General features: G+C 71.5%; 15 protein-coding genes. 4 read left to right on the top strand and 11 right to left on the bottom strand.

Translation table 11 applies throughout. The annotated features are described in order from the left end of the window. Positions 1-36: 36 nt before the first annotated feature. Positions 37-921 carry a succinate--CoA ligase subunit alpha gene (gene sucD / locus AMK33_RS04415; protein WP_073931323.1) on the bottom strand — a complete coding sequence of 295 codons (885 nt, stop codon included), beginning with the start codon at positions 919-921 and terminating at the stop codon, positions 37-39. 14 nt (positions 922-935) lie between these two features. Next, positions 936-2,066 (bottom strand): ADP-forming succinate--CoA ligase subunit beta, encoded by a 1,131-nt coding sequence (gene sucC, locus AMK33_RS04410; protein WP_073931322.1) that lies wholly within the window; start codon positions 2,064-2,066, stop codon positions 936-938. 191 nt (positions 2,067-2,257) lie between these two features. Between sucC and AMK33_RS04405 the strand changes: the two genes are divergently transcribed. The 4 genes from AMK33_RS04405 (at position 2,258) to AMK33_RS04390 (ending at position 8,833) form a co-directional block, all read left to right on the top strand. Then, positions 2,258-3,940, top strand: a complete 1,683-nt coding sequence (locus tag AMK33_RS04405) for a thiamine pyrophosphate-binding protein (RefSeq protein WP_073931321.1) — start codon at positions 2,258-2,260, stop codon at positions 3,938-3,940. Between the two features lie 9 nt (positions 3,941-3,949). After that, the gene (frc, locus tag AMK33_RS04400) at positions 3,950-5,182 is read left to right on the top strand and encodes a formyl-CoA transferase (protein WP_073931320.1); all 1,233 of its coding nucleotides are present in this window, start codon (positions 3,950-3,952) and stop codon (positions 5,180-5,182) included. Positions 5,183-5,186: 4 nt separating this feature from the next. Beyond that, the gene (locus tag AMK33_RS04395; protein WP_073931528.1) at positions 5,187-7,331 is read left to right on the top strand and encodes an acetate--CoA ligase family protein; all 2,145 of its coding nucleotides are present in this window, start codon (positions 5,187-5,189) and stop codon (positions 7,329-7,331) included. A 122-nt stretch (positions 7,332-7,453) separates the two neighbouring features. Then, positions 7,454-8,833, top strand: coding sequence for an OFA family MFS transporter (locus AMK33_RS04390; RefSeq protein WP_073931319.1), 1,380 nt, complete (start codon positions 7,454-7,456; stop codon positions 8,831-8,833). Positions 8,834-8,912: 79 nt separating this feature from the next. Here the strand turns inward: AMK33_RS04390 and AMK33_RS04385 are convergent, their stop codons facing one another. The 9 genes from AMK33_RS04385 to AMK33_RS04345 all read right to left on the bottom strand — a co-directional run bounded on the left by AMK33_RS04385 (position 8,913) and on the right by AMK33_RS04345 (position 21,881). Next, complete coding sequence (locus AMK33_RS04385) at positions 8,913-10,100, bottom strand: sugar phosphate isomerase/epimerase family protein (RefSeq protein ID WP_073931318.1); 1,188 nt, start codon at positions 10,098-10,100, stop codon at positions 8,913-8,915. Positions 10,101-10,216: 116 nt separating this feature from the next. Continuing rightward, on the bottom strand, positions 10,217-11,596 hold the full coding sequence (locus AMK33_RS04380) for a nucleotide pyrophosphatase/phosphodiesterase family protein (RefSeq protein WP_073931317.1): 1,380 nt from the start codon (positions 11,594-11,596) through the stop codon (positions 10,217-10,219). Then, positions 11,593-12,762 (bottom strand): metabolite traffic protein EboE, encoded by a 1,170-nt coding sequence (gene eboE, locus AMK33_RS04375; RefSeq protein WP_073931316.1) that lies wholly within the window; start codon positions 12,760-12,762, stop codon positions 11,593-11,595. Before eboE ends, AMK33_RS04380 begins: the two co-directional genes overlap by 4 nt. Before the next feature lie 3 nt (positions 12,763-12,765). Beyond that, the gene (locus AMK33_RS04370) at positions 12,766-13,656 is read right to left on the bottom strand and encodes a TatD family hydrolase (protein WP_073931315.1); all 891 of its coding nucleotides are present in this window, start codon (positions 13,654-13,656) and stop codon (positions 12,766-12,768) included. Then, positions 13,656-14,396 (bottom strand): EboA domain-containing protein, encoded by a 741-nt coding sequence (locus tag AMK33_RS04365; RefSeq protein ID WP_073931314.1) that lies wholly within the window; start codon positions 14,394-14,396, stop codon positions 13,656-13,658. Before AMK33_RS04365 ends, AMK33_RS04370 begins: the two co-directional genes overlap by 1 nt. Beyond that, positions 14,393-15,346, bottom strand: coding sequence for a sugar phosphate isomerase/epimerase family protein (locus AMK33_RS04360; RefSeq protein WP_107425003.1), 954 nt, complete (start codon positions 15,344-15,346; stop codon positions 14,393-14,395). Before AMK33_RS04360 ends, AMK33_RS04365 begins: the two co-directional genes overlap by 4 nt. Positions 15,347-15,573: 227 nt before the next feature. Beyond that, positions 15,574-16,647, bottom strand: coding sequence for an SCO3242 family prenyltransferase (locus AMK33_RS04355; RefSeq protein ID WP_443030902.1), 1,074 nt, complete (start codon positions 16,645-16,647; stop codon positions 15,574-15,576). Positions 16,648-16,817: 170 nt separating this feature from the next. Next, positions 16,818-17,981 carry an inositol-3-phosphate synthase gene (locus tag AMK33_RS04350; protein WP_073931312.1) on the bottom strand — a complete coding sequence of 388 codons (1,164 nt, stop codon included), beginning with the start codon at positions 17,979-17,981 and terminating at the stop codon, positions 16,818-16,820. 186 nt (positions 17,982-18,167) lie between these two features. Then, positions 18,168-21,881 carry a ThuA domain-containing protein gene (locus AMK33_RS04345; RefSeq protein WP_073931311.1) on the bottom strand — a complete coding sequence of 1,238 codons (3,714 nt, stop codon included), beginning with the start codon at positions 21,879-21,881 and terminating at the stop codon, positions 18,168-18,170. Positions 21,882-21,945 lie beyond the last annotated feature (64 nt).

Raw genomic sequence — 21,945 nt, 5'->3', positions numbered from 1 at the left:
TGCACGGTCGAGAGAAAAGGGGGGTTCCCAGGGGCTTCAGCCGTCGGCGTTCAGGGCGGCGAGCACCTGCCGGGCCGTCTCCGTGGGCGTGTCGCCGACCCTGACTCCGGCCGCCTCCAGCGCCTCCTTCTTCGCCCGCGCCGTACCGGACGAGCCGGAGACGATGGCGCCGGCGTGGCCCATGGTGCGGCCCTCGGGTGCGGTGAAGCCGGCGATGTAGCCGACGACGGGCTTGGTGACGTGGTCGCGGATGTACGCCGCCGCGCGTTCCTCCGCGTCGCCGCCGATCTCACCGATGAGGACGATCAGGTCGGTGTCGGGGTCGTCCTGGAAGGCGGCGAGACAGTCGATGTGGGTGGTGCCGACGACGGGGTCGCCGCCGATGCCGACGCAGGTGGAGAAGCCGGTGTCCCGCAGCTCGTACATGAGCTGGTAGGTGAGCGTGCCGGACTTGGAGACCAGTCCGATACGGCCCGGCTTGGTGATGTCGGCCGGGATGATGCCGGCGTTGGACTGGCCGGGGGTGATCAGGCCGGGGCAGTTGGGGCCGATGACGCGGGTGCCCTTGTGCCGGGCGTGGGCGAGGAAGGCGACGGAGTCGTGGACGGGGATGCCCTCGGTGATGACGACCGCGAGGCCGATGCCGGCGTCGGCGGCCTCGACGACGGCGTACTTGGCGAAGGCGGGCGGTACGAAGACGACGGTGACGTCGGCTCCCGTCGCGTCCATGCCCTCGGCGACCGAGCCGAAGACGGGGACCGTACGGTCATCGAAGTCGACGCTGCGGCCGACCTTGCGGGGGTTGACGCCGCCGACGACGTTCGTGCCGGCGGCGAGCATCCGCCGGGTGTGCTTCATGCCCTCGCCGCCGGTCATGCCCTGGACGAGGACCTTGCTCTCCTTGGTGAGGTGGATCGCCATGCCGTCCGGTCTCCTCAGGGTGTGGTGGCGAGGTGGGCGGCCCGGCTCGCGGCGCCGTCCATGGTGGTGGCCTGTTCGACGAGCGGGTGCCGGCGCTCGTCGAGAACGGCCCGGCCCCGGGCCGCGTTGTTGCCGTCGAGCCGTACGACGAGCGGCTTGGTCAGCCGTACGGTGTCCAGGGCGCGGACGATGCCGTCGGCGACCGCGTCGCAGGCGGTGATGCCGCCGAAGACGTTGACGAGGACGGACTTCACGGACGGGTCGGAGAGGACGACCGACAGACCGTCCGCCATGATCTGCGCGGAGGCGCCGCCGCCGATGTCGAGGAAGTTGGCGGGGCGGGCTCCGCAGCCGGCCACCACGTCGAGGGTGGACATGACGAGTCCGGCGCCGTTGCCGATGACGCCGACCTCGCCGTCGAGCTTGACGTAGTTGAGGCCCTTCGCGGCCGCGGCCGCTTCCAACGGGTCGTGGTGGGTGCCGTCCTCGGCTCCCCAGCGTGCCTGGCGGAAGACGGCGTTGTCGTCGAGGGTGACCTTGCCGTCGAGCGCCATGATCCGGCCGTCGGTGGTGCGGACCAGCGGGTTGACCTCGACGAGCAGGGCGTCCTCGCGGACGAGGACGTCCCACAGCCGGACGAGCACGTCGACCGTCTGCGGCGGCAGTCCGGCCGCCTCGGCGATGCGGGACGCCGTCGCCGGGGTGACCCCCTCGGCCGGGTCGACGGGGATGCGGGCGACCGCCTCCGGGCGGGTCGCGGCGACCTCCTCGATGTCCATGCCGCCCTCGGCGGAGGCGATGGCGAGGAAGCGACCGGCGGCACGGTCGAGGACGTAGGAGACGTAGAACTCCTCCTCTATGTCGACGGGCCGGGCCAGCATCACCGTGCCGACCGTGTGGCCCTTGATGTCCATGCCGAGGATCTGACGCGCCGTGAGTTCGGCGGCGGCCGGGTCGGCGGCGAGCTTGACGCCGCCCGCCTTGCCCCGTCCGCCGGTCTTGACCTGCGCCTTGACGACCACTCGGCCGCCGAGCCGGCGGGCGATCTCGCGGGCCTGTTCGGGCGAGTCGGTGACCTCGGCCGACGGCACCACGATGCCGTGTTCTGCGAAGAGTTCCCTTGCCTGGTGTTCGTACAGGTCCATCTCGGCTCCTGTCTGCGAAGTCGCCGGAAGGTCCGAGGAGGGGCCGGAGACCGGCGACCGAAAAGTGCCGCGCACCCCCTGGACACCACCCATCGGATGCGGGATAACAAGCTTCATACAGTATTCGTCGACTGTATGCAATGTACCGCGAGAGCGTTCCCCACCCCCTAGGAAGGGACAAGGACTTCGCCATGCCCGACGACACCCAGGACGTCATCTCAGGCGGTCATCTCGTCGCCAAGGCACTCAAGGCCGAGGGCGTCGACCGCATCTACACGCTGTGCGGCGGCCACATCATCGACATCTACGACGGCTGCGTCGACGAGGGCATCGAGGTCGTCGACGTACGGCACGAGCAGGTGGCCGCCCATGCCGCCGACGGCTACGCGCGCGTCACCGGCAAGCCCGGCTGCGCGGTCGTCACCGCCGGTCCGGGGACGACCGACGCCGTCACCGGAGTCGCCAACGCCTTCCGCGCGGAGTCCCCGATGCTGCTGATCGGCGGTCAGGGGGCGCTCGCCCAGCACAAGATGGGGTCGCTGCAGGACCTGCCGCACGTCGACATGATGAACCCCATCACCAAGTTCGCGGCGGCCGTGCCCGACACGGCGCGTGCGGCGGACATGGTGTCGATGGCCTTCCGCGAGTGCTACCACGGCGCCCCCGGCCCCTCCTTCCTGGAGATCCCGCGCGATGTGCTGGACGCCAAGGTGCCGGTGTCCAAGGCGCGCGTGCCACAGCAGGGCGCGTACCGGGCGTCGACCCGGTCGGCCGGTGATCCCGAGGCGGTCGAGAGGCTGGCCGATCTGCTGGTGCACGCCGAGAAGCCGGCGATCCTGCTCGGCAGCCAGGTGTGGACGACCCGGGGCACCGAGGCCGCCATCGAGCTGGTGCGCACCCTCAACATCCCCGCGTACATGAACGGCGCGGGACGCGGCACGCTCCCGCCCGGGGACCCGCACCACTTCCAGCTGTCACGGCGGTACGCCTTCTCCAACGCCGACGTCATCGTGATCGTCGGTACGCCCTTCGACTTCCGCATGGGCTACGGCAAGCGGCTCTCCCCCGACGCGACGGTCGTGCAGATCGACCTCGACTACCGCACCGTCGGCAAGAACCGCGACATCGACCTCGGGATCGTGGGCGACGCGGGGCTGGTGCTGAAGTCGGTGACCGAGGCGGCCTCCGGGCGGGTGAACGGGGGTGCGTCCAGGCGCAAGGAGTGGCTGGACGAGCTGCGGGCGGCCGAGCACACCGCCCTGGAGAAGCGGCTGCCGCAGCTGAGGTCGGACGCCTCGCCCATCCATCCGTACCGGCTGGTCAGCGAGATCAACGACTTCCTCACCGAGGACTCGATCTACATCGGCGACGGCGGCGACATCGTCACCTTCTCCGGGCAGGTCGTGCAGCCCAAGTCACCCGGGCACTGGATGGACCCGGGACCGCTCGGCACCCTCGGCGTCGGTGTCCCCTTCGTGCTCGCCGCCAAGCAGGCACGGCCCGACAAGGAGGTCGTCGCGCTCTTCGGCGACGGCGCCTTCTCGCTCACCGGCTGGGACTTCGAGACCCTCGTCCGCTACGACCTCCCCTTCGTCGGCATCGTCGGCAACAACTCCTCGATGAACCAGATCCGCTACGGCCAGGCCGCCAAGTACGGCAAGGAGCGCGAGCGGGTCGGCAACACCCTCGGCGACGTCCGGTACGACGAGTTCGCGCGGATGCTGGGCGGTCACGGCGAGGAGGTCCGCGACCCCGCCGACATCGGCCCCGCGCTGCGCCGGGCCCGTGAGTCCGGCAAGCCGTCGCTGATCAACGTCTGGGTGGACCCCGACGCGTACGCCCCCGGAACCATGAACCAGACCATGTACAAGTGAGGTGCGCCCATGACCCCCAAGGCACTTGAGGGCATCCGCGTCCTGGACATGACGCATGTCCAGTCCGGGCCCTCCGCGACCCAGCTGCTGGCCTGGCTCGGCGCGGACGTCGTCAAGCTGGAGGCGCCGACCGGCGACATCACGCGCAAGCAGCTGCGCGACCTGCCGGACGTCGACTCCCTCTACTTCACGATGCTCAACTGCAACAAACGGAGCATCACCCTCAACACCAAGACCGAACGCGGCAAGGAGATCCTCACCGAGCTGATCCGGCGCTCGGACGTCATGGTCGAGAACTTCGGGCCGGGCGCGATCGACCGGATGGGGTTCACCTGGGACCGCATCAAGGAGATCAATCCACGGATCGTCTATGCCTCCATCAAGGGGTTCGGGGACGGCCCGTACACCAACTTCAAGGCGTACGAGGTAGTCGCTCAGGCCATGGGCGGGTCGATGTCGACCACCGGTTTCGAGGACGGGCCGCCGCTGGCTACGGGGGCCCAGATCGGGGACTCGGGCACGGGTGTGCACGCGGTGGCCGGCATTCTCGCCGCGCTGTTCCAGCGGGAGCGCACCGGGCGCGGGCAGCGGGTGAACGTGGCCATGCAGCACGCGGTGCTCAACCTCTGCCGGGTGAAGCTGCGCGACCAGCAGCGCCTGACCCATGGTCCACTCGCCGAATATCCCAACGAGGACTTCGGCGACGAGGTTCCCCGCTCCGGGAACGCGTCCGGCGGAGGCCAGCCGGGCTGGGCGGTGAAGTGCGCTCCGGGCGGCCCGAACGACTACGTGTACGTCATCGTGCAGCCCGTCGGCTGGAAACCGCTCAGCGAGCTCATCGGCCGGCCCGAGCTGGCCGACGACCCCGAGTGGGCGACGCCGGAGTCCCGGCTGCCCAAGCTGAACAAGATGTTCCAGCTGATCGAGGAGTGGTCCTCGACGCTGCCCAAGTGGGAGGTGCTGGAGCGGCTGAACGCGCACAACATCCCGTGCGGGCCGATCCTGTCCACCAGGGAGATCATCGAGGACCGCTCACTGGTCGCCAACGAGATGGTCGTCACCGTCCCGCACCCCGAGCGCGGCGAGTTCGTCACCGTCGGCAGCCCGCTGAAGCTCTCCGACTCCCCCGTGGACGTGGTCGCCTCCCCGCTGCTCGGCGAACACAACGCAGAGGTCTACGTCGGTGAACTGGGCCTCGGGGACGAGGAGCTGCGCCTGCTCAAGTCGAACGGGGTGATCTGACGTGATGGCCGAGGACCGGACGCCGCGGGTCCGCGCGCTGCTGGACTCGGTGCGCGCAGAGGGCCGTACCGCGCTCACCGCACCCGAGGGCAAGGTGATCGCCGACGCGTACGGGATCGCCGTGCCCGGTGAGGAGCTGGCGACGGACGTCGACGAGGCCGTGGCGTACGCGGCGCGGTTCGGCGGGCCCGTCGTGATGAAGATCGTTTCACCGGACATCCTGCACAAGACCGACGCCGGCGGTGTGATCGTCGGAGTGGAGGGCGCGGCGGACGTACGGGCGGCATTCTGCCGGATCGTCGAGAACGCGCGGGCGTACGCCCCGGATGCGCGGATCGACGGCGTGCAGGTGCAGGAGCTGCTGCCGAAGGGGCAGGAGGTCATCGTCGGCGCGGTCACCGATCCGACGTTCGGGAAGGTCGTGGCGTTCGGGCTCGGCGGGGTGCTCGTCGAGGTGCTCAAGGACGTCACGTTCCGGCTGGCGCCCGTGGACGCCGACGAGGCGCTGTCGATGCTGGACTCGATCCGGGCGGCGGAGGTCCTGCGCGGGGTGCGGGGCCAGGAGGGTGTGGACCGGTGGGCGGTCGCCGAGCAGATCCGGCGGGTGTCGCAACTGGTGGCGGACTTCCCGGAGATCGCCGAGGTGGACCTCAACCCGGTGATCGCCACCGCGGACGGAGCGGTCGCCGCCGACATCCGCGTGATCCTCTCCACCGGGGCGCCGAAGGAGCGGCGCCGCTACTCGCGCGGGGAGATCCTCGCCTCCATGCGGCGGCTGATGCAGCCGCGTTCGGTGGCCGTGATCGGGGCCTCCAACGAGCCCGGCAAGATCGGCAACTCGGTGATGCGCAACCTCGTCGACGGCGGCTTCGCCGGGGAGATCCATCCGGTGAACCCCAAGGCCGATGACATTCTGGGCCGCAAGGCGTACAAGAGTGTCACCGACGTGCCCGGTGAGGTGGATGTGGCGGTCTTCGCGATCCCCGCCAGGTTCGTGGCCTCGGCGCTGGAGGAGGTGGGGCGCAAGCGGATCCCGAACGCCGTACTGATCCCCTCCGGGTTCGCGGAGACCGGTGAGCACGGACTCCAGGACGAGATCGTGGCGGTCGCCGAGCGGCACGGCGTCCGGCTGCTCGGACCCAACATCTACGGCTACTACTCGACCTGGCAGGACCTGTGCGCCACGTTCTGCACGCCGTACGACGTCAAGGGCGGGGTCGCGCTGACCAGCCAGTCGGGCGGCATCGGGATGGCGATCCTGGGCTTCGCGCGGACCACGAAGACGGGGGTGTCGGCGATCGTCGGCCTGGGCAACAAGTCGGACCTGGACGAGGACGACCTGCTGACCTGGTTCGGGGAGGACCCGCACACCGAGTGCATCGCGATGCACCTGGAGGACCTCAAGGACGGGCGCGCGTTCGTCGAGGCCGCGCGGGAGACCGTGCCGAAGAAACCGGTCGTGGTGCTGAAGGCGGGGCGTACGGCGGCGGGCGCGAAGGCCGCGGGCTCGCACACCGGCGCCCTGGCGGGCGACGACGCGGTGTACGACGACATCCTGCGGCAGGCGGGCGTCATCCGGGCGCCGGGCCTGAACGACATGCTGGAGTACGCGCGCGCGTTGCCGGTGCTGCCCACTCCGCGGGGCGACAACGTGGTGATCATCACCGGGGCCGGCGGCAGCGGGGTGCTGCTGTCGGACGCGGTGACGGACAACGGGCTGTCGCTGATGGAGATCCCAGCCGATCTGGACGCGGCCTTCCGGGAGTTCATCCCGCCGTTCGGGGCCGCGGGCAACCCCGTGGACATCACCGGCGGGGAGCCGCCGTCGACGTACGAGGCGACGATCCGGCTGGGTCTTGAGGACCCGCGCATCCACGCGCTGGTGCTCGGTTACTGGCACACGATCGTCACTCCTCCCATGGTGTTCGCGGAACTCACCGCGCGGGTGGTGGCGGAGTTCCGGGAGCGCGGGATCGAGAAGCCCGTGGTGGCGTCCCTGGCGGGCGACGTGGAGGTGGAGGAGGCCTGCCAGTACCTCTTCGAGCGCGGGGTCGTGGCGTACCCGTACACCACCGAGAAGCCGGTGGCCGTGCTGGGCGCCAAGTACCGGTGGGCGCGGGCCGCGGGGTTGTTGGGGGGCGGCGCATGAGGTGAGCCGCGAGGGGCCGGCCGGCGGGTGCGCGTCGGCCGGCCCCGGGGACCCGCGCGCGCACGAAAGGCATTGGACAGGGGGCGCTGGCCAGAACTTTCGACGCTAGGGGTGCAAACGACATGACAACCACCGATGTCACACGGGTCGCCGCCTACCGGGAGGTGACCGACAGGAACGGGCGCGTCTACCGCGTGGGCGAGTCCGACATCGACATCATGGGGCGCAAGCGCAAGTGGATGGTGATCCTGCCGTGGATCGGCATGATGGGCATCTCCTCCGCCGAGTACGCGTTCGCGTCCGCCGAGGACACGCTCCACGAGGCCCATCACTGGTCCAGCGGCAACATCTACTGGATGATGACCGCCTGGGTGTTCTGCCAGGCCGCGGTCGCGTTTCCGGCGGGGCGGCTGCGTGAGAGCGGCAAACTTCCCGCGCGCTGGGCGATGATGCTGGGTTCGGCCGGCACGCTGCTCGGCTATCTGTCGCTGGCGTTCGCGCCGCATGTCTCGCTCGCCTTCATCGGGTTCGGCGTGTTCAGCGGGATGGGCGCGGGCATGGTGTACGCGACCTGCGTCAACATGGTCGGCAAGTGGTACCCGGAGCGCAGGGGCGGTAAGACCGGCTTCGTCAACGGCGGTTTCGCCTACGGCTCGGTGCCGTTCGTCTTCATCTTCCACGGCTACATGGACACCTCCAACTTCCGCTGGGTGCTGGTCTCGGCGGGTGTCTTCCTGGCCGCGACGGTGGCTGTCGCCGGCTTCTACTTCCGGGACCCGCCGAAGAACTGGTGGCCGGCCGCCGTCGACCCGCTGAACCCGCCGGACGACCCGCGGGCCCGGCGTTCGCTGGAGAAGAACCCCCCGGCCGTCAAGCAGTACTCCCCGATGGAGGCGTGGAGGACCGGCCGGGTGGCGCTGATGTGGTTCTGTCTCGCCTGCACCTCCGGCGTGAACATCTTCGGCATCGCCTTCCAGGTCGACATCGGTGAGGACGCGGGCTTCGCGGCCGGCATCGTGGCCACCGCGATGTCGCTGAAGGCGATCGTCAACGGCACCGGGCGCGGCGTCATCGGCTGGCTCTCCGACCTCTACGGCCGCAAGCAGTGCCTGCTCTATGTGTGCGCCATTCTGGGACTGGCCCAGTTCGGCATCATCTGGTCGGCCGAGATCAAGAACCTGCCGCTGTTCCTGATCTTCTCGGCCGTCTCGGGCTTCGGCGGCGGCGCCATCTTCCCGATGTTCGCCGCGCTGACGGCGGACTACTTCGGTGAGAACAACAACGCCACCAACTACGGGATGGTCTACAGCTCCAAGCTCGTCTCCGGTCTGGGCGCGGGCATGGGGGCCGTGGTCGTCGGCGCCTGGGGCTACAACGGCGCCTTCACCCTGGCGGGCTGCATCTCGATCTTCGCCGGGTTCGTGGCGCTGTTCCTGCAGCCACCGGGACGCTCGAAGGGCAAGCGCGTCACGCCCAACCCCCGGCCGCTCGGCGAGGGATGACCCGGCGAAGCCTCCCCCGCACGGACCGGGCGGCCCCTCCCGCAGCACGCGGGAGGGGCCGCCCGGTCCGTGTTCCGGGTCAGCGGCGCCGCTTGCGCAGGGCCGCCATGTTGTCGTAGCTGATCTTGGCCTCGCGCAGCGACTGCGCGGGGTCGGTGGCGCTCGGGGAGTTGTCGTCCTCGACCATCGGGTTGTGGTAGTTCCGCTGTCCGACCCGCGAGAAGAACGTCGTGTAGTCGATGACGCCGGTCCCGAAGGGCACCATGTCGTAGCCCATGCCGTTGGTCGTGCTGACGACGCCGTCCTTGGCGTGGAACAGCGGGTAGCGCTTGTTGTTGCGGGCGACCAGGCCGGCCGGGTCGAAGACGTTCTTCCTGGTCGAGCCGTCGTGGGCGGTGTACGTGTGGAACTTGTACTGGGCGACGTGCGCCCAGAAGATGTCCATCTCCAGCCAGACGAGCCGCGGGTCGGTGATCTTCAGGAAGTACTCCAGCTTCCGGATGCCGGAGCTGCGGGTCGGCCGGCCCTGGTCGTCCAGCGGGCCGCCGTCGAGCAGGAAGCCGTAGGCGCTGTCGTGGTTGTGGGTGTAGAGCTTGATGCCCTCGCGGCGGGCGATCGCGCCGAGGGCGTTCCACTTGTCGGCGGCCACGTCCCAGTCGGCGCGGTAGGAGCTGCCGGTGGGGTCGCCGCCGGTGCCCATGTGGTCCATGCCGAGGATGTTGGCGATCTCCAGGTGCTTCTTGAAGGTGTCCTTGTCCGCCGTGGTGAGCGGCCAGGAGCCCGGGATGAAGCCGTGGTTGCCCTGGGCGCGCAGACCGTGGTCGTCGAGCCAGCAGCGCAGCAGCTTCGCGCCCTCGATGCTTTCCAGGTCGGCGCCGCCGGGTGCGTTCGCGTGCTGGCGGTAGCCGGCGAACTCCACCTGGCGGTAGCCGTGGCGGGCGAGTTGCTTGAACACCTCACGGAAGCCGGAGGGCAGGTCCGTGGCGAGCGGGTCGCGGGCGGTGGCGTCACGGACGGTGTAGAGGATGATGCCGCGCTTGTGCGGCGGGACGAGCACCTGCCCGCGTCCGTGCCCGTGTCCGTGGTCTCTGTCCCGGTCGTGGGCCAGGGCGGGGGCGGCGCCGAAGACGGGGGCGGCGACGGCTCCGGCCGCCACGGCGGTGCAGGTGCTGAGGAAACGGCGCCGGTCCACACCGAGGGTGCGGCGCAGTCCCTCGTCCGGGGCGTCGGCGGCTTCGGTGCGTGAAGGGGCGGAGTACGGGGTCACGAGTGGCCTGCCTTCTCGGTCGTGGCCGGTTCCGGTCCCGCCGGGACCGGCCGTTGTCAGTGCCGTGTGTTTCACTCTCAGTAGTCGGATCTCGGAGGGCCGTGCCGGGTGGTGCGTCAGCCGAGTCCGGCCAGCCGGAGCAGGAGTTGTTTGACATCGGTGGCCGCGACGCGGTCTCCGACAGCGCGGGGGGTGGAGCAGATGAGGAGCGGACCGTCGTCGTCGCTCGCGGGGAGGCGGCCGTGGCTGCCGCGAATAGGTGAGGGGTCCAGGGGCACGACCGCCATGCGGTAGCGCATGCCGAGCTTCTTGCGGGCCAGGGCGGTGGCCGCCTTGACCTTGACGTAGGGGTCGAGGGGATCCATGAAGAGTTCGACCGGGTCGTAGCCGGGTTTGCGGTGGATCTCGACGAGCTGCGCGAAGTCGGGCGCGCGGTCGTCGTCGAGCCAGTAGTAGTACGTGAACCAGGCGTCGGGTTCGGCGACGGCGACGAGTTCGCCGGCGCGCGGGTGGTCGAGGTGGTGGGTCTTCTTGCCCTCGTCGTCGAGGAGTTGCTCGATGCCGGGCAGTCCGTCGAGGGCGGCGCGGGTGGCGTCGAGGTCCTCGGGGCGGCGCACGTAGACGTGGGCGAGCTGGTGGTCGGCGACCGCGAAGGCGCGGGAGGCCATCGGGTCGAGGTACTCCATGCCGTCCTGGGTGTGGACCTCGAGGAGGCCGGCGCGGCGCAGGGCGCGGTTGATGTCCACGGGCCGGTTCACGCGGGTGATGCCGTACTCGGACAGGGCGACGACGGTACGGCCCTCGGCGCGGGCGTCGTCGAGCAGCGGGGCCAGGGCGGCGTCGAGGTCGGCGGCCGCTTGCAGGGAGCGCGGGTCGTCGGGGCCGAAGCGCTGCAGGTCGTAGTCGAGGTGAGGGAGGTAGCAGAGGGTCAGGTCGGGGTGGCGGGTGCGCATGATGTGGCGGGTGGCGTCGATGATCCACTGGCTGGAGACCAGGTCGGCTCCGGGGCCCCAGAAGTGGAAGAGGGGGAAGGTGCCGAGTTTCCCGGTGAGTTCGTCGTGCAGGGCGGGCGGCCGGGTGTAGCAGTCGGGTTCCTTGCGGCCGTCGGCGTAGTAGACGGGGCGGGGGGTGACGGTGATGTCGGTGTCGGCGCCCATGGCGTACCACCAGCAGATGTTGGCGACGGTGTAGCCGGGGTGGGCGCGGCGGGCGGCGTCCCAGAGTTTGTCGCCGGCGACGAGGCCGTTGTGCTGCCGCCACAGCAGTACGTCGCCGAGTTCGCGGAAGTACCAGCCGTTGCCGACGATGCCGTGCTCCGAGGGCGTGGTGCCGGTGAGGAAGGTGGACTGGGCGGCGCAGGTGACGGCGGGCAGGACGGTGCCGAGCGGGGCACGGGAGCCGGACCGGCCGAGCGTCTTGAGGTGGGGCATGTGGTCGAGGAGACGGGGGGTGAGGCCCACGACGTCGAGGACGAGCAGGGGGGTGGGGTCGGTCATGGGAGCTCCTTCAGGCCGAGGTCCGTCAGGAGGTCGCGGGCCAGGGTGAGTTCGGCGGCGATGCCGTCGACGAGCTGGGTGCGGCCGCGGGGGCGCAGCTCGGGCGGGAGGGCCTGCCAGGTGTAGGTCTCGACCTCCAGGTGGCGGGTGAGGGGGTGCGGGCCGCCGACCAGCCGGGTCAGGGCGGATTTCAGGACGGGCAGCGTGGAGGTGAGGGGCGCGGTGGGGGCCGCGTGCAGCGGGACGTGGAAGTGGGAGCGCCAGGGCGCCGCGTCGGGCAGGGCGTCGCCGGCCAGGGCCTCGTCGAGGTCGTCGGTGCCGCGCAGTCCGGCGAGGGTGGAGGTGCGCGTCTGGTGCAGGAAGCGGGGTTCGGCGAAGGCGGCCAGGGCCTCGCGGACCTCGGGGAGGTGGGGCTGTTCGGCGTGCAGGGCGGCGGAGAGCTGGGACTTGACCACGGGTACGCCGGCCCGGGTGAGGTCGTCCAGGGCGGTGTGCGGGTCTTCGAAGGAGGTGGCGAGGTGGCAGGTGTCGACACAGATGCCGACGCGGTCGTGGGCGATCGCGGTGAGCGGGGCGATGGCGTCCCGGGTGGTCTCGACGACGCAGCCGGGTTCCGGTTCCAGGGCGACGCGGATGGAGCGTCCGGTCAGTTCCTGGAGGGCGTCGAGGCGTTCGGCGAGGGTGCGCAGGGCGGTGCGGGCCGTCTGTGCGCGCTGCTCGTCGTAGGCGGTGCGCCAGGCCAGCGGCAGGGTGGAGATGCTGCCGTCGGTGACGTCGTCGGGGAGGAGCCCGGCGAGGACGCGGGCCAGGGAGGTGGTGTGTTCCAGGCGCTCGGGGTCGGCCCAGTCCGGTTTGTAGACGCGGTACTTGACCTCTTCGGCGCCGAAGCCCTCGTAGGGGAAGCCGTTGAGGGTGACGACCTCCAGGCCGCGCCGGTCGAGTTCGCAGCGCAGTCCGCGCAGGGCGGCGGGGTCGGTGACGAGGGCGTGCGCGGCGTCCTTGGCGAGCCACAGGCCGATGCCCAGCCTGTCCCGGCCGAGGCGGCGGCGTACCGGCTCGCAGTGGTCGCGGAGCTGGGCGAGGACACCGTCCAGGGTTTCGGCGGGGTGCACGTTGGTGCAGTAGGCGAGGTGGACGGTGGAGCCGTCGGGGTGGCGGAAACGCATGGCTCACGCCTCCGTGGCGGGGGCGCCGGCCGGCTGGGGCTCGTCTCTCGGTGCGCCGCGCAGGATGGAATTGCCCTCGTGGGTGGCGTCGGTGGCGTCGACGTCGAGGTTCAGGCGGCCGCTGAGTCCGTAGAAGGCGACGGGGTTGCGCCACAGCACCCGGTCGACGTCGTCCTCGGTGAAGCCCTCGGCGAGCATCAGGTCGGCGACCTTGCGGGTCTTGAGGGGGTCGCTCCTCCCCCAGTCGGCGGCGGAGTTCACCAGGACCTGCTCGGGGCCGTAGGCGCGCAGGATGGAGACCATCCGCTCCTCGTCCATCTTGGTGTCCGGGTAGACGGAGAAGCCGAGCCAGGCGCCGCTGTCCTTGGCCTCCTTGACGGTGGTCTCGTTGAGGTGGTCGACCAGGACGCGGTCGGTGGGCAGGGCGGACTCGCGGACCACGTCCAGGGTGCGGCGCAGCCCGGCGAGCTTGTCGCGGTGCGGGGTGTGCACCAGCGCGGGCAGGCCGTGGTCGGCGGCGAGCTGGAGCTGGGCGGCGAGGGCGGTGTCCTCGGCGGGGGTCATGGAGTCGTAGCCGATCTCGCCGACGGCCACCACGTTGTCCTTGACGAGATACCGGGGCAGCGCGTCGAGGACGGGCGTGCAGCGCGGGTCGTTCGCCTCCTTGGGGTTGAGGGCGAGCGTGCAGTGGTGGGCGATGCCGTACTGGGCGGCGCGGAAGGGTTCCCAGCCGAGGAGGGCGTCGAAGTAGTCGAGGAAGGAGGCCGGGGAGGTGCGGGGCTGGCCGAGCCAGAAGGAGGGCTCGACGACGGCGCGGACGCCCGCGGCGTACATGGCCTCGTAGTCGTCGGTGGTGCGCGACGTCATGTGGATGTGGGGGTCGAAGATGCGCATCAGGACTCCTTGCCGTGGGGGTCGTCCGTGCCGTGCGGCGGGGTGGCGGGGGCGGACTCGGTCAGGGCCAGGACGCGGTGCAGGTCCTCGGGGACGGCGCGGCCGGCGGCGGTGCGTTCCGCGGCGTAGTCGCCGAGCATGCGGGCGAGTTCGCCGTCGCCCCGGGCGCGCCGGGCCAGGTCCGCCACGTGGTCGAGGCCGACACCGGTGAACAGGCACTTCAGGACCGCGTGCCGCCAGGCGTGGGCGTCCAGGTGCCGGGCGGCGTAGGGGCCGAGGGCGGCGGCGACGAGCCGGGTGTCGTTGGTGCGCAGGGCGTCCTCGACGAGCGGGAGGGCGCCGGGGCCGTCGGGCACGAGGTGCGGCAGGGCGTGCAGGACGGCGCGGCGTTCGTCGGCGGTGCCCTGGAAGTAGACCCGGGTCAGGGCGTCGGCGTCGGCGTGGGCCGCGTGCAGGATGAGGACGCGGGCGGCGTCGGCGTGGGCGGGACCGCAGCGGCGGCCGGCCTCGGCCAGACGCAGCTCCCACACGGAGATGGGCCCGTGGGTGCCGGGGTGGGTGGCGGCCTCGTCCAGGGCCTGGTCGAGCCAGGCGCGGGCGGCTCCGCCCAGCCGGTCGGCGAGGCGGCGGCGCAGTTCGGCGGGCGGGGTGAGGGCGGGGGTGGTGCCGTCACCGGGGGTCGCCGGTCCGCCGGTGGTGTCTGCCTCCGGGGTGGCCGGGGTGACATGGGGGCGGGTCATGGGGTTCTGCTCCCTTCGGGGGTGGCGGAGGGATCGCCGTGCGGTGGGACGGGGACGGAAGGGGCGGCGTGGCGGAGGAACGGGAGGGAGCGGGCGGCGAAGTGGGGGCCCGCGTGGGAGTGGCGGGGCAGTTCGACGACCGTCAGGCCCTGGTAGCCGGTGGCGGCGAGGGCCTCGAGGACGGGCGGGAAGTCGATCTCGCCGTCGCCGAAGGGGAGGTGTTCGTGGACGCCTCGGCGCATGTCCTCGATCTGGACGTGGCGCAGCCAGGGTGCGGCGTCGCGTACGCAGTCGGCGGGCGGGAGGGGTTCGAGGCACTGGCAGTGGCCGATGTCCAGGGTGAGGCCGAGGGGCTCGGGATCGCCGAGCGTGCGGCGCAGGTGGTGGAAGTCGGCGAGGGTGGCGAGGAGGTGGCCGGGTTCGGGTTCGACGGCGAGGGGGACGCCGGCGGTGGTGGCGGCGTCCAGGACGGGGGTGAGGGTCTCGGCGAGGCGTTTCCAGACGGTGTCCTCGTCGGTGCCGTCGGGGACGATGCCGCTGAAGCAGTGCACGGCGTGCGCGCCGAGGTCGGCGGCGACGCGGACGGCGCGCAGGAGGAGGTCGACGCGGCGGGCGCGGTCGTCCGGGTCGGGGTCCAGCAGCGAGGGGCCGTGCTTGCGGCGGGGGTCGAGCACATAGCGGGCGCCGGTCTCCACGGTCACGCCGAGCCCGAGCTCGTCGAGACGGTGCGCGACCCGGCGGGTGCGGGCGGCGAGGTCCGGGGCGAGCGGATCGAGGTGCATGTGGTCGAGGGTCAGGCCCACGCCCTCGTAGCCGAGGTCGGCGAGGAGGGCGAGGGCGTCGTCGAGGCGGAGGTCGGCGAGGCCGTTGGTGCCGTAGCCGAAACGGAGCGGGGTACGGGCACTCCGGTTCACGTCCCGGGCCCCGTCCACGCGTACGGCTCGGCTCACGTCCCGGCTCGTGCCCCGGCCCAAACCATGACCGTCGCCGCTCCCCTCCCGGGCCGGGCGACCCATCACGTCCCGACTCGCCCCCACAGCCGGAACACGACCGCCCCCGGTCGCATCCCGGCTCACGTACCGAGCCGTGCCGCCGCTCGTGTCCCGGCTCGCCTCCGGGGCCGGGACACGAACGGCCTCGGTCACCTGCTGGCTCGCGCCCTGGTTCGGGTTCCGGCTCATGTGATGCTCACCTTCCTCATACCGGCCCTCCTCGCGAACATCCGGCCGGCCGGGGCCAGGGCCGCGACCAGGAGGGACGTGGCGGTCGCGCCGGAGCGGGCGGCGAGGGCGGCCTGGAGTGGGATCGTGGCGCGGACGCCGCCGCCCACGGCGCGTTGGGTGAGGGGAGGTGAAGGGTTGAGCGTGGCGTGGAAGTACGGGCGGGCGGCCGTGGCGGCGTAGGCGGCGCCCAGGACGGTGGCGAGGGCGCCGGTGGCCCCGGGCGGGCGCGCGGCGGGGCTGGAGCCCGGCAGGCCGGGGGCGGCTGCTGCCCGCCGGCCTGCCGGGAGTCGGGTGCGGCGGTGGGTGACCAGCCGGGTCAGCACCCCCGTCGTCGCGAGGGCCGCCAGAGGGGCCAGGGCCGATCCGCCGGTGGTCTCCCGACGGGAGACGGCCGTGACCGCGAGGGTGTGACTGCCGAGCAGCGCGGCGGAGGGCAGTGCGGCGCGGGTGCCGCCGCCGGTGGCCGCGGCGCCCAGGAGCAGGTCGAGTCCGCGGGCGGCGGCCATGGCCGCGGGACCGGCGGGCGTGTGCTTCAGGGCGAGGTCGTAGGCCCAGACGGTCGCCGCCAGGGGCGCGGCCACCGCGAGGGCGGGGCGTCCCGCACCGGCGGCGAGCGCCAGTCCGGCGCCGGTGAGGGCACCGGCGGCGGTGAGGGCGGCGGCCGGACGGACACGGCCGGACGGCAGCGGGCGGTGCGGGCGCTCCACGGCGTCCTCGGCGCGGTCCGCCCAGTCGTTCAGGGCCATGCCGGCCTCGTACAGGCACAGGGAGGATCCGATGGCGAGCAGGGTGCGGGGCCCGGGGCGCACACCGGCCGCCGCCGCACCGGCCAGGGCGTCGCCGGGGACGGTGAACAGCGCGGGCAGGCGCAGCAGTTCCGCCCACGCGCCCGCACGGCCCGAGCGAGAGCGGGCGGTGCGGGGCGCGGCGCCGCCGCCGGAGGACAAGGCAGCGTCCCCGGGTGCCGGGCCGTCTGCCGGCGCGAGGCCGCCCTGCGCGGACTCGCCCCGCGCAGGCGTGTCCTGCACGCGTCCCGTCGTGTGCGGGTGCGTTGTGGTTGTTCGCGCAGTTCCCCGCGCTCCTGGGGAGTCGTCCTGCCCGCGCATGTCCCGCGCCCCTGGGGAGTCGTCCCGCCCGCTCACGTCCCGCGCGGGCTCCCCCCGTGCGGGCATGTCATGGGCGTCGGGTGCCGGGCGGCTCATCGGTGGGCCTTGGGGTCGGTGGCGGCGGGCCGCAGTCGTTCGGCGAAGTGCCTCAGGTCCGTGTACTGCTCGGCCAGTGACGACGGGCCGTCGCCGACCGGGTCCTTGAAGTAGAAGCCCAGCTCGCTCAGCGGGCCGGTCAGGCCCTTCTGCCGGGCGCGGACGGTCAGTCGGGCCAGGTCGAGGACGAGGGGGGCGGCGAGGGACGAGTCGCAGCCCTGCCAGGTGGTCTGGAGGATCATGCGGGCGCCGAGGAAGCCGTCGAAGGCGATGTGGTCCCAGGCCGTCTTCCAGTCGCCGAGGGCCGGTACGTCGTCGATGTGGACCTCGCCCTCGGGAGTGGTGCCGAGGGTGTCGGCGAGGACGCGTTCCTTGCCGGCGTTCTTCGCCGCCGCCGCGGCCGGGTCGGCCAGGGCCGCGCCGTCGCCGCCGCCCAGGAGGTTGGTGCCGGACCAGGCGCGCACGGCGAGGGCGCGTTGCAGGAACATCGGGCCGAGTACCGAGCGCAGGAGGGTCTGGCCCGTCTTGCCGTCGCGGCCCGCGTACGGCAGGCCCGAGGAGGCGGCGAGCGGGGCCAGCGCCGGGTGGTGCAGGCCCGTGGAGGGGGTGAAGTTGACGTAGGGGCAGCCGGCACGCAGGGCGGCCGCCGCGTAGAGGGAGCTGGGCGGCAGGGAGCCGTCGGTGGGGGCCGGCTCGGTGGAGGCCACGTTGATCACGACGGCGCCCGCGAGGTCCTGGCGGCGCACGAAGTCGCGGATGTCGGCCGCGAACACGTCGATCCACTGGTCCTGGGTGCGGCCGGTGTCACCGGGCGGGGGGCCGCCGGGCCTGATCTCCCGGTCGGCGGCGACGAGTTCGGCGTGCACGGCGGACGGCAGGCCGTGCGGCAGGACACCGCCGTCGGCGAGGTGCTCGGCACGCTTGGGCAGCGGGCAGTCGACGGTGTCGTGGCCGCCGAAGACGAGGGACGACAGCGAGGGCAGACCGCACGAGGTGAAGGGAGCGGTCTCGGTGACCATGCCGGTCGGCGGGTGGAGCCCGGCGGCGACGGCGGCGCAGCCCACGATCGCGGTGGTGGCGACGGAACCGCGTGCCCCGATGAGCCAGACGCCGAATCGGGGGGCCGGGGAGGGGACGGGGAGGGACGGTTCGGCGGACATGGGCAGCCTCCTTGTCGTACGCGAACCTGGTGCGAGCGCCGGAGGGGGACGAGCGGGGTGCCGGGTGCGTCGGCCCCGGCGGGACGGCGGGCGGAGGTCCGGCGTCCTCCGCCCGCCGCCGTTCCGGTTGCCCCAGAAGGACAGTTCGCCCCAGAAGGGCAGTTAGCCCCAGAAGGGCAGTTCGCCCTAGGAGGGCAGTTCCTTCAGCTGGATGTTCCGGAAGGAGACCTGGTCGTCGGCGCCGTGGTTCTGCAGGCCGATGTAGCCGTCGGTCAGGCTCCGCTCGGGATCCTTGTTGGTGAAGTCGTTGATCTTGACTCCGTTGAGGAACACCTGGAGGCGTTCGCCGCGGACCTTGATCTCGTAGGAGTTCCACTGGCCGGGCGGCCGCAGGACCTGGTCACGGGCCTTGATGTCCGCCGACTTGAAGGAGTAGACGGAGCCCGTGGTGCGGTCGGCCGCGTCCGTGGCGTCGATCTGGATCTCGTAGCCCTTGTTCACCGCGGACCAGGGGTCGTCGGAGGCCGGGAAGCCCACGAAGATCCCGGAGTTGTCGTCACCCTGCATCTTCCAGTCGAGCTTGAGGGAGTACGACTGAAGCTCCTTGGCCTGGTACCAGAGCAGACCCATGCCGCCCTCGGACTCCATGGTGCCGTCCTTGACGACGAACTTTCCGGGGCCGGCCTGCTTCCAGCCGTCCAGGGTCTGGCCGTTGAAGATCTCCCGGTAGCCCTTGTCCGGCTTGCAGTCCGCCTTCACCTGGCCGGTGGCGTACTGCATGCCGCCGAGCAGATGGGTGCGGAAGGCCTCGTCGGCGTACGACTCCTTGGTGTGGCCGCCGCCGGTGTAGAAGGAGCGGCCGCCGCCGTAGCTCTGGCACCAGGCGATCGGGTGGTCGCCCTTCATGGTGCCGCCGTCGTAGGTGGTCTCGTCGAGGGTGGCGAGGACCTTGGCCTGCTCACGCGGATTGGTGCGGTAGTTGTACCACTCGTCGGTGCGCTCCCAGGCGTCGTCGAGGTGCGCGGTGGACGGGTGGTCGTGGTCGTGGACGCGCACGGTGGCCTTCTGGATGGCCGGGTGCGAGTCGAAGTAGGCGCCGACGAGTCCGCCGTAGAACTCCCAGTCGTACTCGGTGTCGGCGGCGGCGTGGATGCCCATGTAACCGCCGCCGCCCGCCACGTAGTTCTCGAACGCCTTCTGCTGCTCGGCGTTGAGCACGTCACCGGTGGTGGACAGGAAGGCCACCGCGTCGTACTTGGCGAGGTTGGCGGTGGTGAACTGCCGGGCCTCCTCGGTCGCGGTGACCGAGATGCCGGCCGGGGCGCCCAGCTCCTTCAGGGCGGCGACGCCCTCCGGGATGGAGTCGTGGCGGAAGCCGGCCGTCTTGGAGAAGACCAGGACCTTCTTGCCCTTCTTGAACGGCTCGGTGGAGAACTCGAAGTCGTCCACGTCGTACAGCGCGCCGTCGCCGCCCCGGAAGACCAGGTAGATCTCCGTGGTGCGCTTCGGCAGCGACCGCAGCGGCACGTCGACGTCCTGGAACGTCTCCCAACCGCCCGTCGGCGGGATGTACGCCGAGCCGTGCAGCTTGCCGGTGGGCGAGCCGGTGCGCAGCTCGATGAAGCCGCCGGAGCCGCCTGAGGAGGCCCGTACGGTCATCTTCTTCTGGCCCTTGAAGCGGTAGGGGCTGAAGGAGATCCAGTCGCCGTCGTTGATGTCGCCGACGGTCTTGCCGCCGTTGGCCGTGGCCTTGTCGAAGGTGTTCACGCCCGACTGGGTGGTGAAGTGCTCGGCCTGGCGGTGCAGCGGCTGGAGCACGGTGCGCGCGGTGCCGGTCAGGGCCTCCTGGCCGTTGGCCCCGCCATCGGTGTAACTGGCGCCGACGACACCGTAGATGTTGGCGTTGGGGTCGTGACCGCCGTCCCCGGCGGGCGGCTTGAGGGTGCCCTCACAGCCCGTCTCGCTGGTCAGCTCGTGGGCGTGGGAGTCGTGGCCGAGGCTGTAGGCGACCTTGACCCTGGAGCAGTCGATGGTCTCCTCGGGGTCGGTGACCGTCACCTTGAACGGCACGGGCTCGCCGAAGGCGGCCAGGCTGCCGTTGCCCGGCACGGTGATCTTCACCGTGGGCTCGGTGTTGCCGACCACGATCCGGACGCTGGCGTTGCCGGTGTTGCCCTCGGCGTCCTTCGCGGTGAAGGTCGCGGTGTAGGTGCCGACCTTCTTGTACCGGTGGGTGGGGGTGAGGCCCTCGCCCTTGGTGCCGTCGCCGAAGTCCCAGCTGTAGGTGAGGTCCGGGGAGTCGGCGTCCTTGGCGCTGCCGGTGAACTTGACCCTCAGGCCTGCCGCACCGGACGTCTTGTCCGCGCTGACCTCGGCGATCGGGGAGAAGCCGTCCTCGGCGTTCTCGATCCGGTACAGCGCGGAGTTCTCGTCGCCCTGGAACCAGGAGACGCCGTAGTCGAGGACGTAGAGCGCGCCGTCGGGGCCGAACTCCATGTCCATGATCTGGGTGCCGGTCCACGGGAAGTCGTTGATCGTCGCGACCGTGCCGTCCTCGTTCTGCTCGATCCGCTTGATCCAGCGGCGGCCGAACTCGCCGGCGAAGAAGTCGCCGTCGTACGCCTCGGGGAACTTCACGCTGGAGTCGAGCTCGGGGTCGTAGCGGTAGACCGGGCCGCCCATCGGGGACTCGGAGCCGGTGCCGAACTCCGGTACGGAGTCACCGTCGTAGGGGATCCAGGCGGGCTGCGCGGGCGGCAGGTCGACCAGGCCGGTGTTGTGCGGGGAGGTGTTCTTCGGGGCGGCGCAGTCGAACGTCTCGCCGGAGGCGCCGGTGGCGAAGTCGTAGTCGACGTAGGCGTCGTTGTCGCCGGTGCAGAACGGCCAGCCGAAGTTGGCCGCCTCGGTGACCTTGGCGAACTCGACCTGTCCCCCCGGACCCCGGTTCGGGTCGGCGGCGCCCGCGTCGGGGCCGTAGTCGCCCACGTAGATGGTGCCGGTCTTCTTGTCGATGTTCATCCGGAACGGGTTGCGGAAGCCCATCGCGTAGATCTCGGGGCGGGTCTTCTCGGTGCCCGGGGCGAAGAGGTTGCCCTCCGGGACGGTGTACGAGCCGTCCTCGGCGACCTTGATGCGGAGGATCTTGCCGCGGAGGTCGTTGGTGTTGCCGGAGCTGCGGCGGGCGTCGAAGGCCGGGTTGCGGTCCGCCCTCTCGTCGATCGGCGTGTAGCCGTCGGAGGCGAAGGGGTTGGTGTCGTCGCCGGTGGAGAGGTAGAGGTTGCCCTCGGCGTCGAAGGCGATGTCGCCGCCGACGTGGCAGCAGGTGCCGCGGGAGGCCGCGACGTCCAGGACCTTCTTCTCGCTGGCCATGTCCAGCGTGCCGTTGGGGTTGAGGACGAACCGGGAGAGGCGGTTGACGCCGTCGAACTTCTCGAAGTCCTCGGCGGTGCCGTTCTCCGGGGCGTCGCCGGCCGGGGTGTCGAGCGGCGGGGCGTAGTAGAGGTAGATCGCCCGGTTGTTCTCGAAGTCCGGGTCGATGCCGACGCCCTGCAGCCCTTCCTCGTCGTGGCTGTAGACGTCGAGCTTGCCGGCGACCTTGGTGACGCCGCCCTGGTCGGTGATCCTCAGTGTGCCGTCGCGCGAGGTGTGCAGGACGCTGCGGTCCGGGAGCACGGCGAGCGACATCGGCTCGCCCATCTCGGGCTCGCCCTTGGCGAGCGGTACCTGCTGGAACTGCCCTTCGGCGGCTGCCGTCTCGTCGTGCTCCGGGTGGCCCGGGTGGGCGCCGGCGACGGTCGCCGGGGTGCCCACGGCCAGCAACAGGCCGGTGAACAGGGCGAGAGAGGTGCGGAGTCTGGGACGTCTCGTGGTCCGGGTGGATTTGAGTCTGCTTCTGTGCACGAAGTCCCTCCGGGAACGGGTGGGCCGTACGGAACGGGTGCGAAGACGTGCGGTGCGTGCGGGC

Origin of the sequence: Streptomyces sp. CB02400 (assembly GCF_001905725.1) — a bacterium.
GTDB classification, from domain to species: domain Bacteria; phylum Actinomycetota; class Actinomycetes; order Streptomycetales; family Streptomycetaceae; genus Streptomyces; species Streptomyces atrovirens.
The sequence above is the reverse complement of the archived record's forward strand: the minus strand, read 5'-3'. Positions and strand labels throughout refer to the sequence as shown.

Excerpts from the sequence above, each read along its gene's own strand:
- sucD (WP_073931323.1), bottom strand. The coding sequence starts at position 921 with ATGGCGATCCACCTCACCAAGGAGAGCAAGGTCCTCGTCCAGGGCATG.
- eboE (WP_073931316.1), bottom strand. The coding sequence starts at position 12,762 with ATGCGTTTCCGCCACCCCGACGGCTCCACCGTCCACCTCGCCTACTGC.
- AMK33_RS04395 (WP_073931528.1), top strand. The coding sequence starts at position 5,187 with ATGGCCGAGGACCGGACGCCGCGGGTCCGCGCGCTGCTGGACTCGGTG.
- sucC (WP_073931322.1), bottom strand. The coding sequence starts at position 2,066 with ATGGACCTGTACGAACACCAGGCAAGGGAACTCTTCGCAGAACACGGC.
- AMK33_RS04365 (WP_073931314.1), bottom strand. The coding sequence starts at position 14,396 with ATGACCCGCCCCCATGTCACCCCGGCCACCCCGGAGGCAGACACCACC.
- AMK33_RS04380 (WP_073931317.1), bottom strand. The coding sequence starts at position 11,596 with ATGACCGACCCCACCCCCCTGCTCGTCCTCGACGTCGTGGGCCTCACC.
- AMK33_RS04350 (WP_073931312.1), bottom strand. The coding sequence starts at position 17,981 with ATGTCCGCCGAACCGTCCCTCCCCGTCCCCTCCCCGGCCCCCCGATTC.
- frc (WP_073931320.1), top strand. The coding sequence starts at position 3,950 with ATGACCCCCAAGGCACTTGAGGGCATCCGCGTCCTGGACATGACGCAT.
- AMK33_RS04390 (WP_073931319.1), top strand. The coding sequence starts at position 7,454 with ATGACAACCACCGATGTCACACGGGTCGCCGCCTACCGGGAGGTGACC.
- AMK33_RS04405 (WP_073931321.1), top strand. The coding sequence starts at position 2,258 with ATGCCCGACGACACCCAGGACGTCATCTCAGGCGGTCATCTCGTCGCC.
- AMK33_RS04370 (WP_073931315.1), bottom strand. The coding sequence starts at position 13,656 with ATGCGCATCTTCGACCCCCACATCCACATGACGTCGCGCACCACCGAC.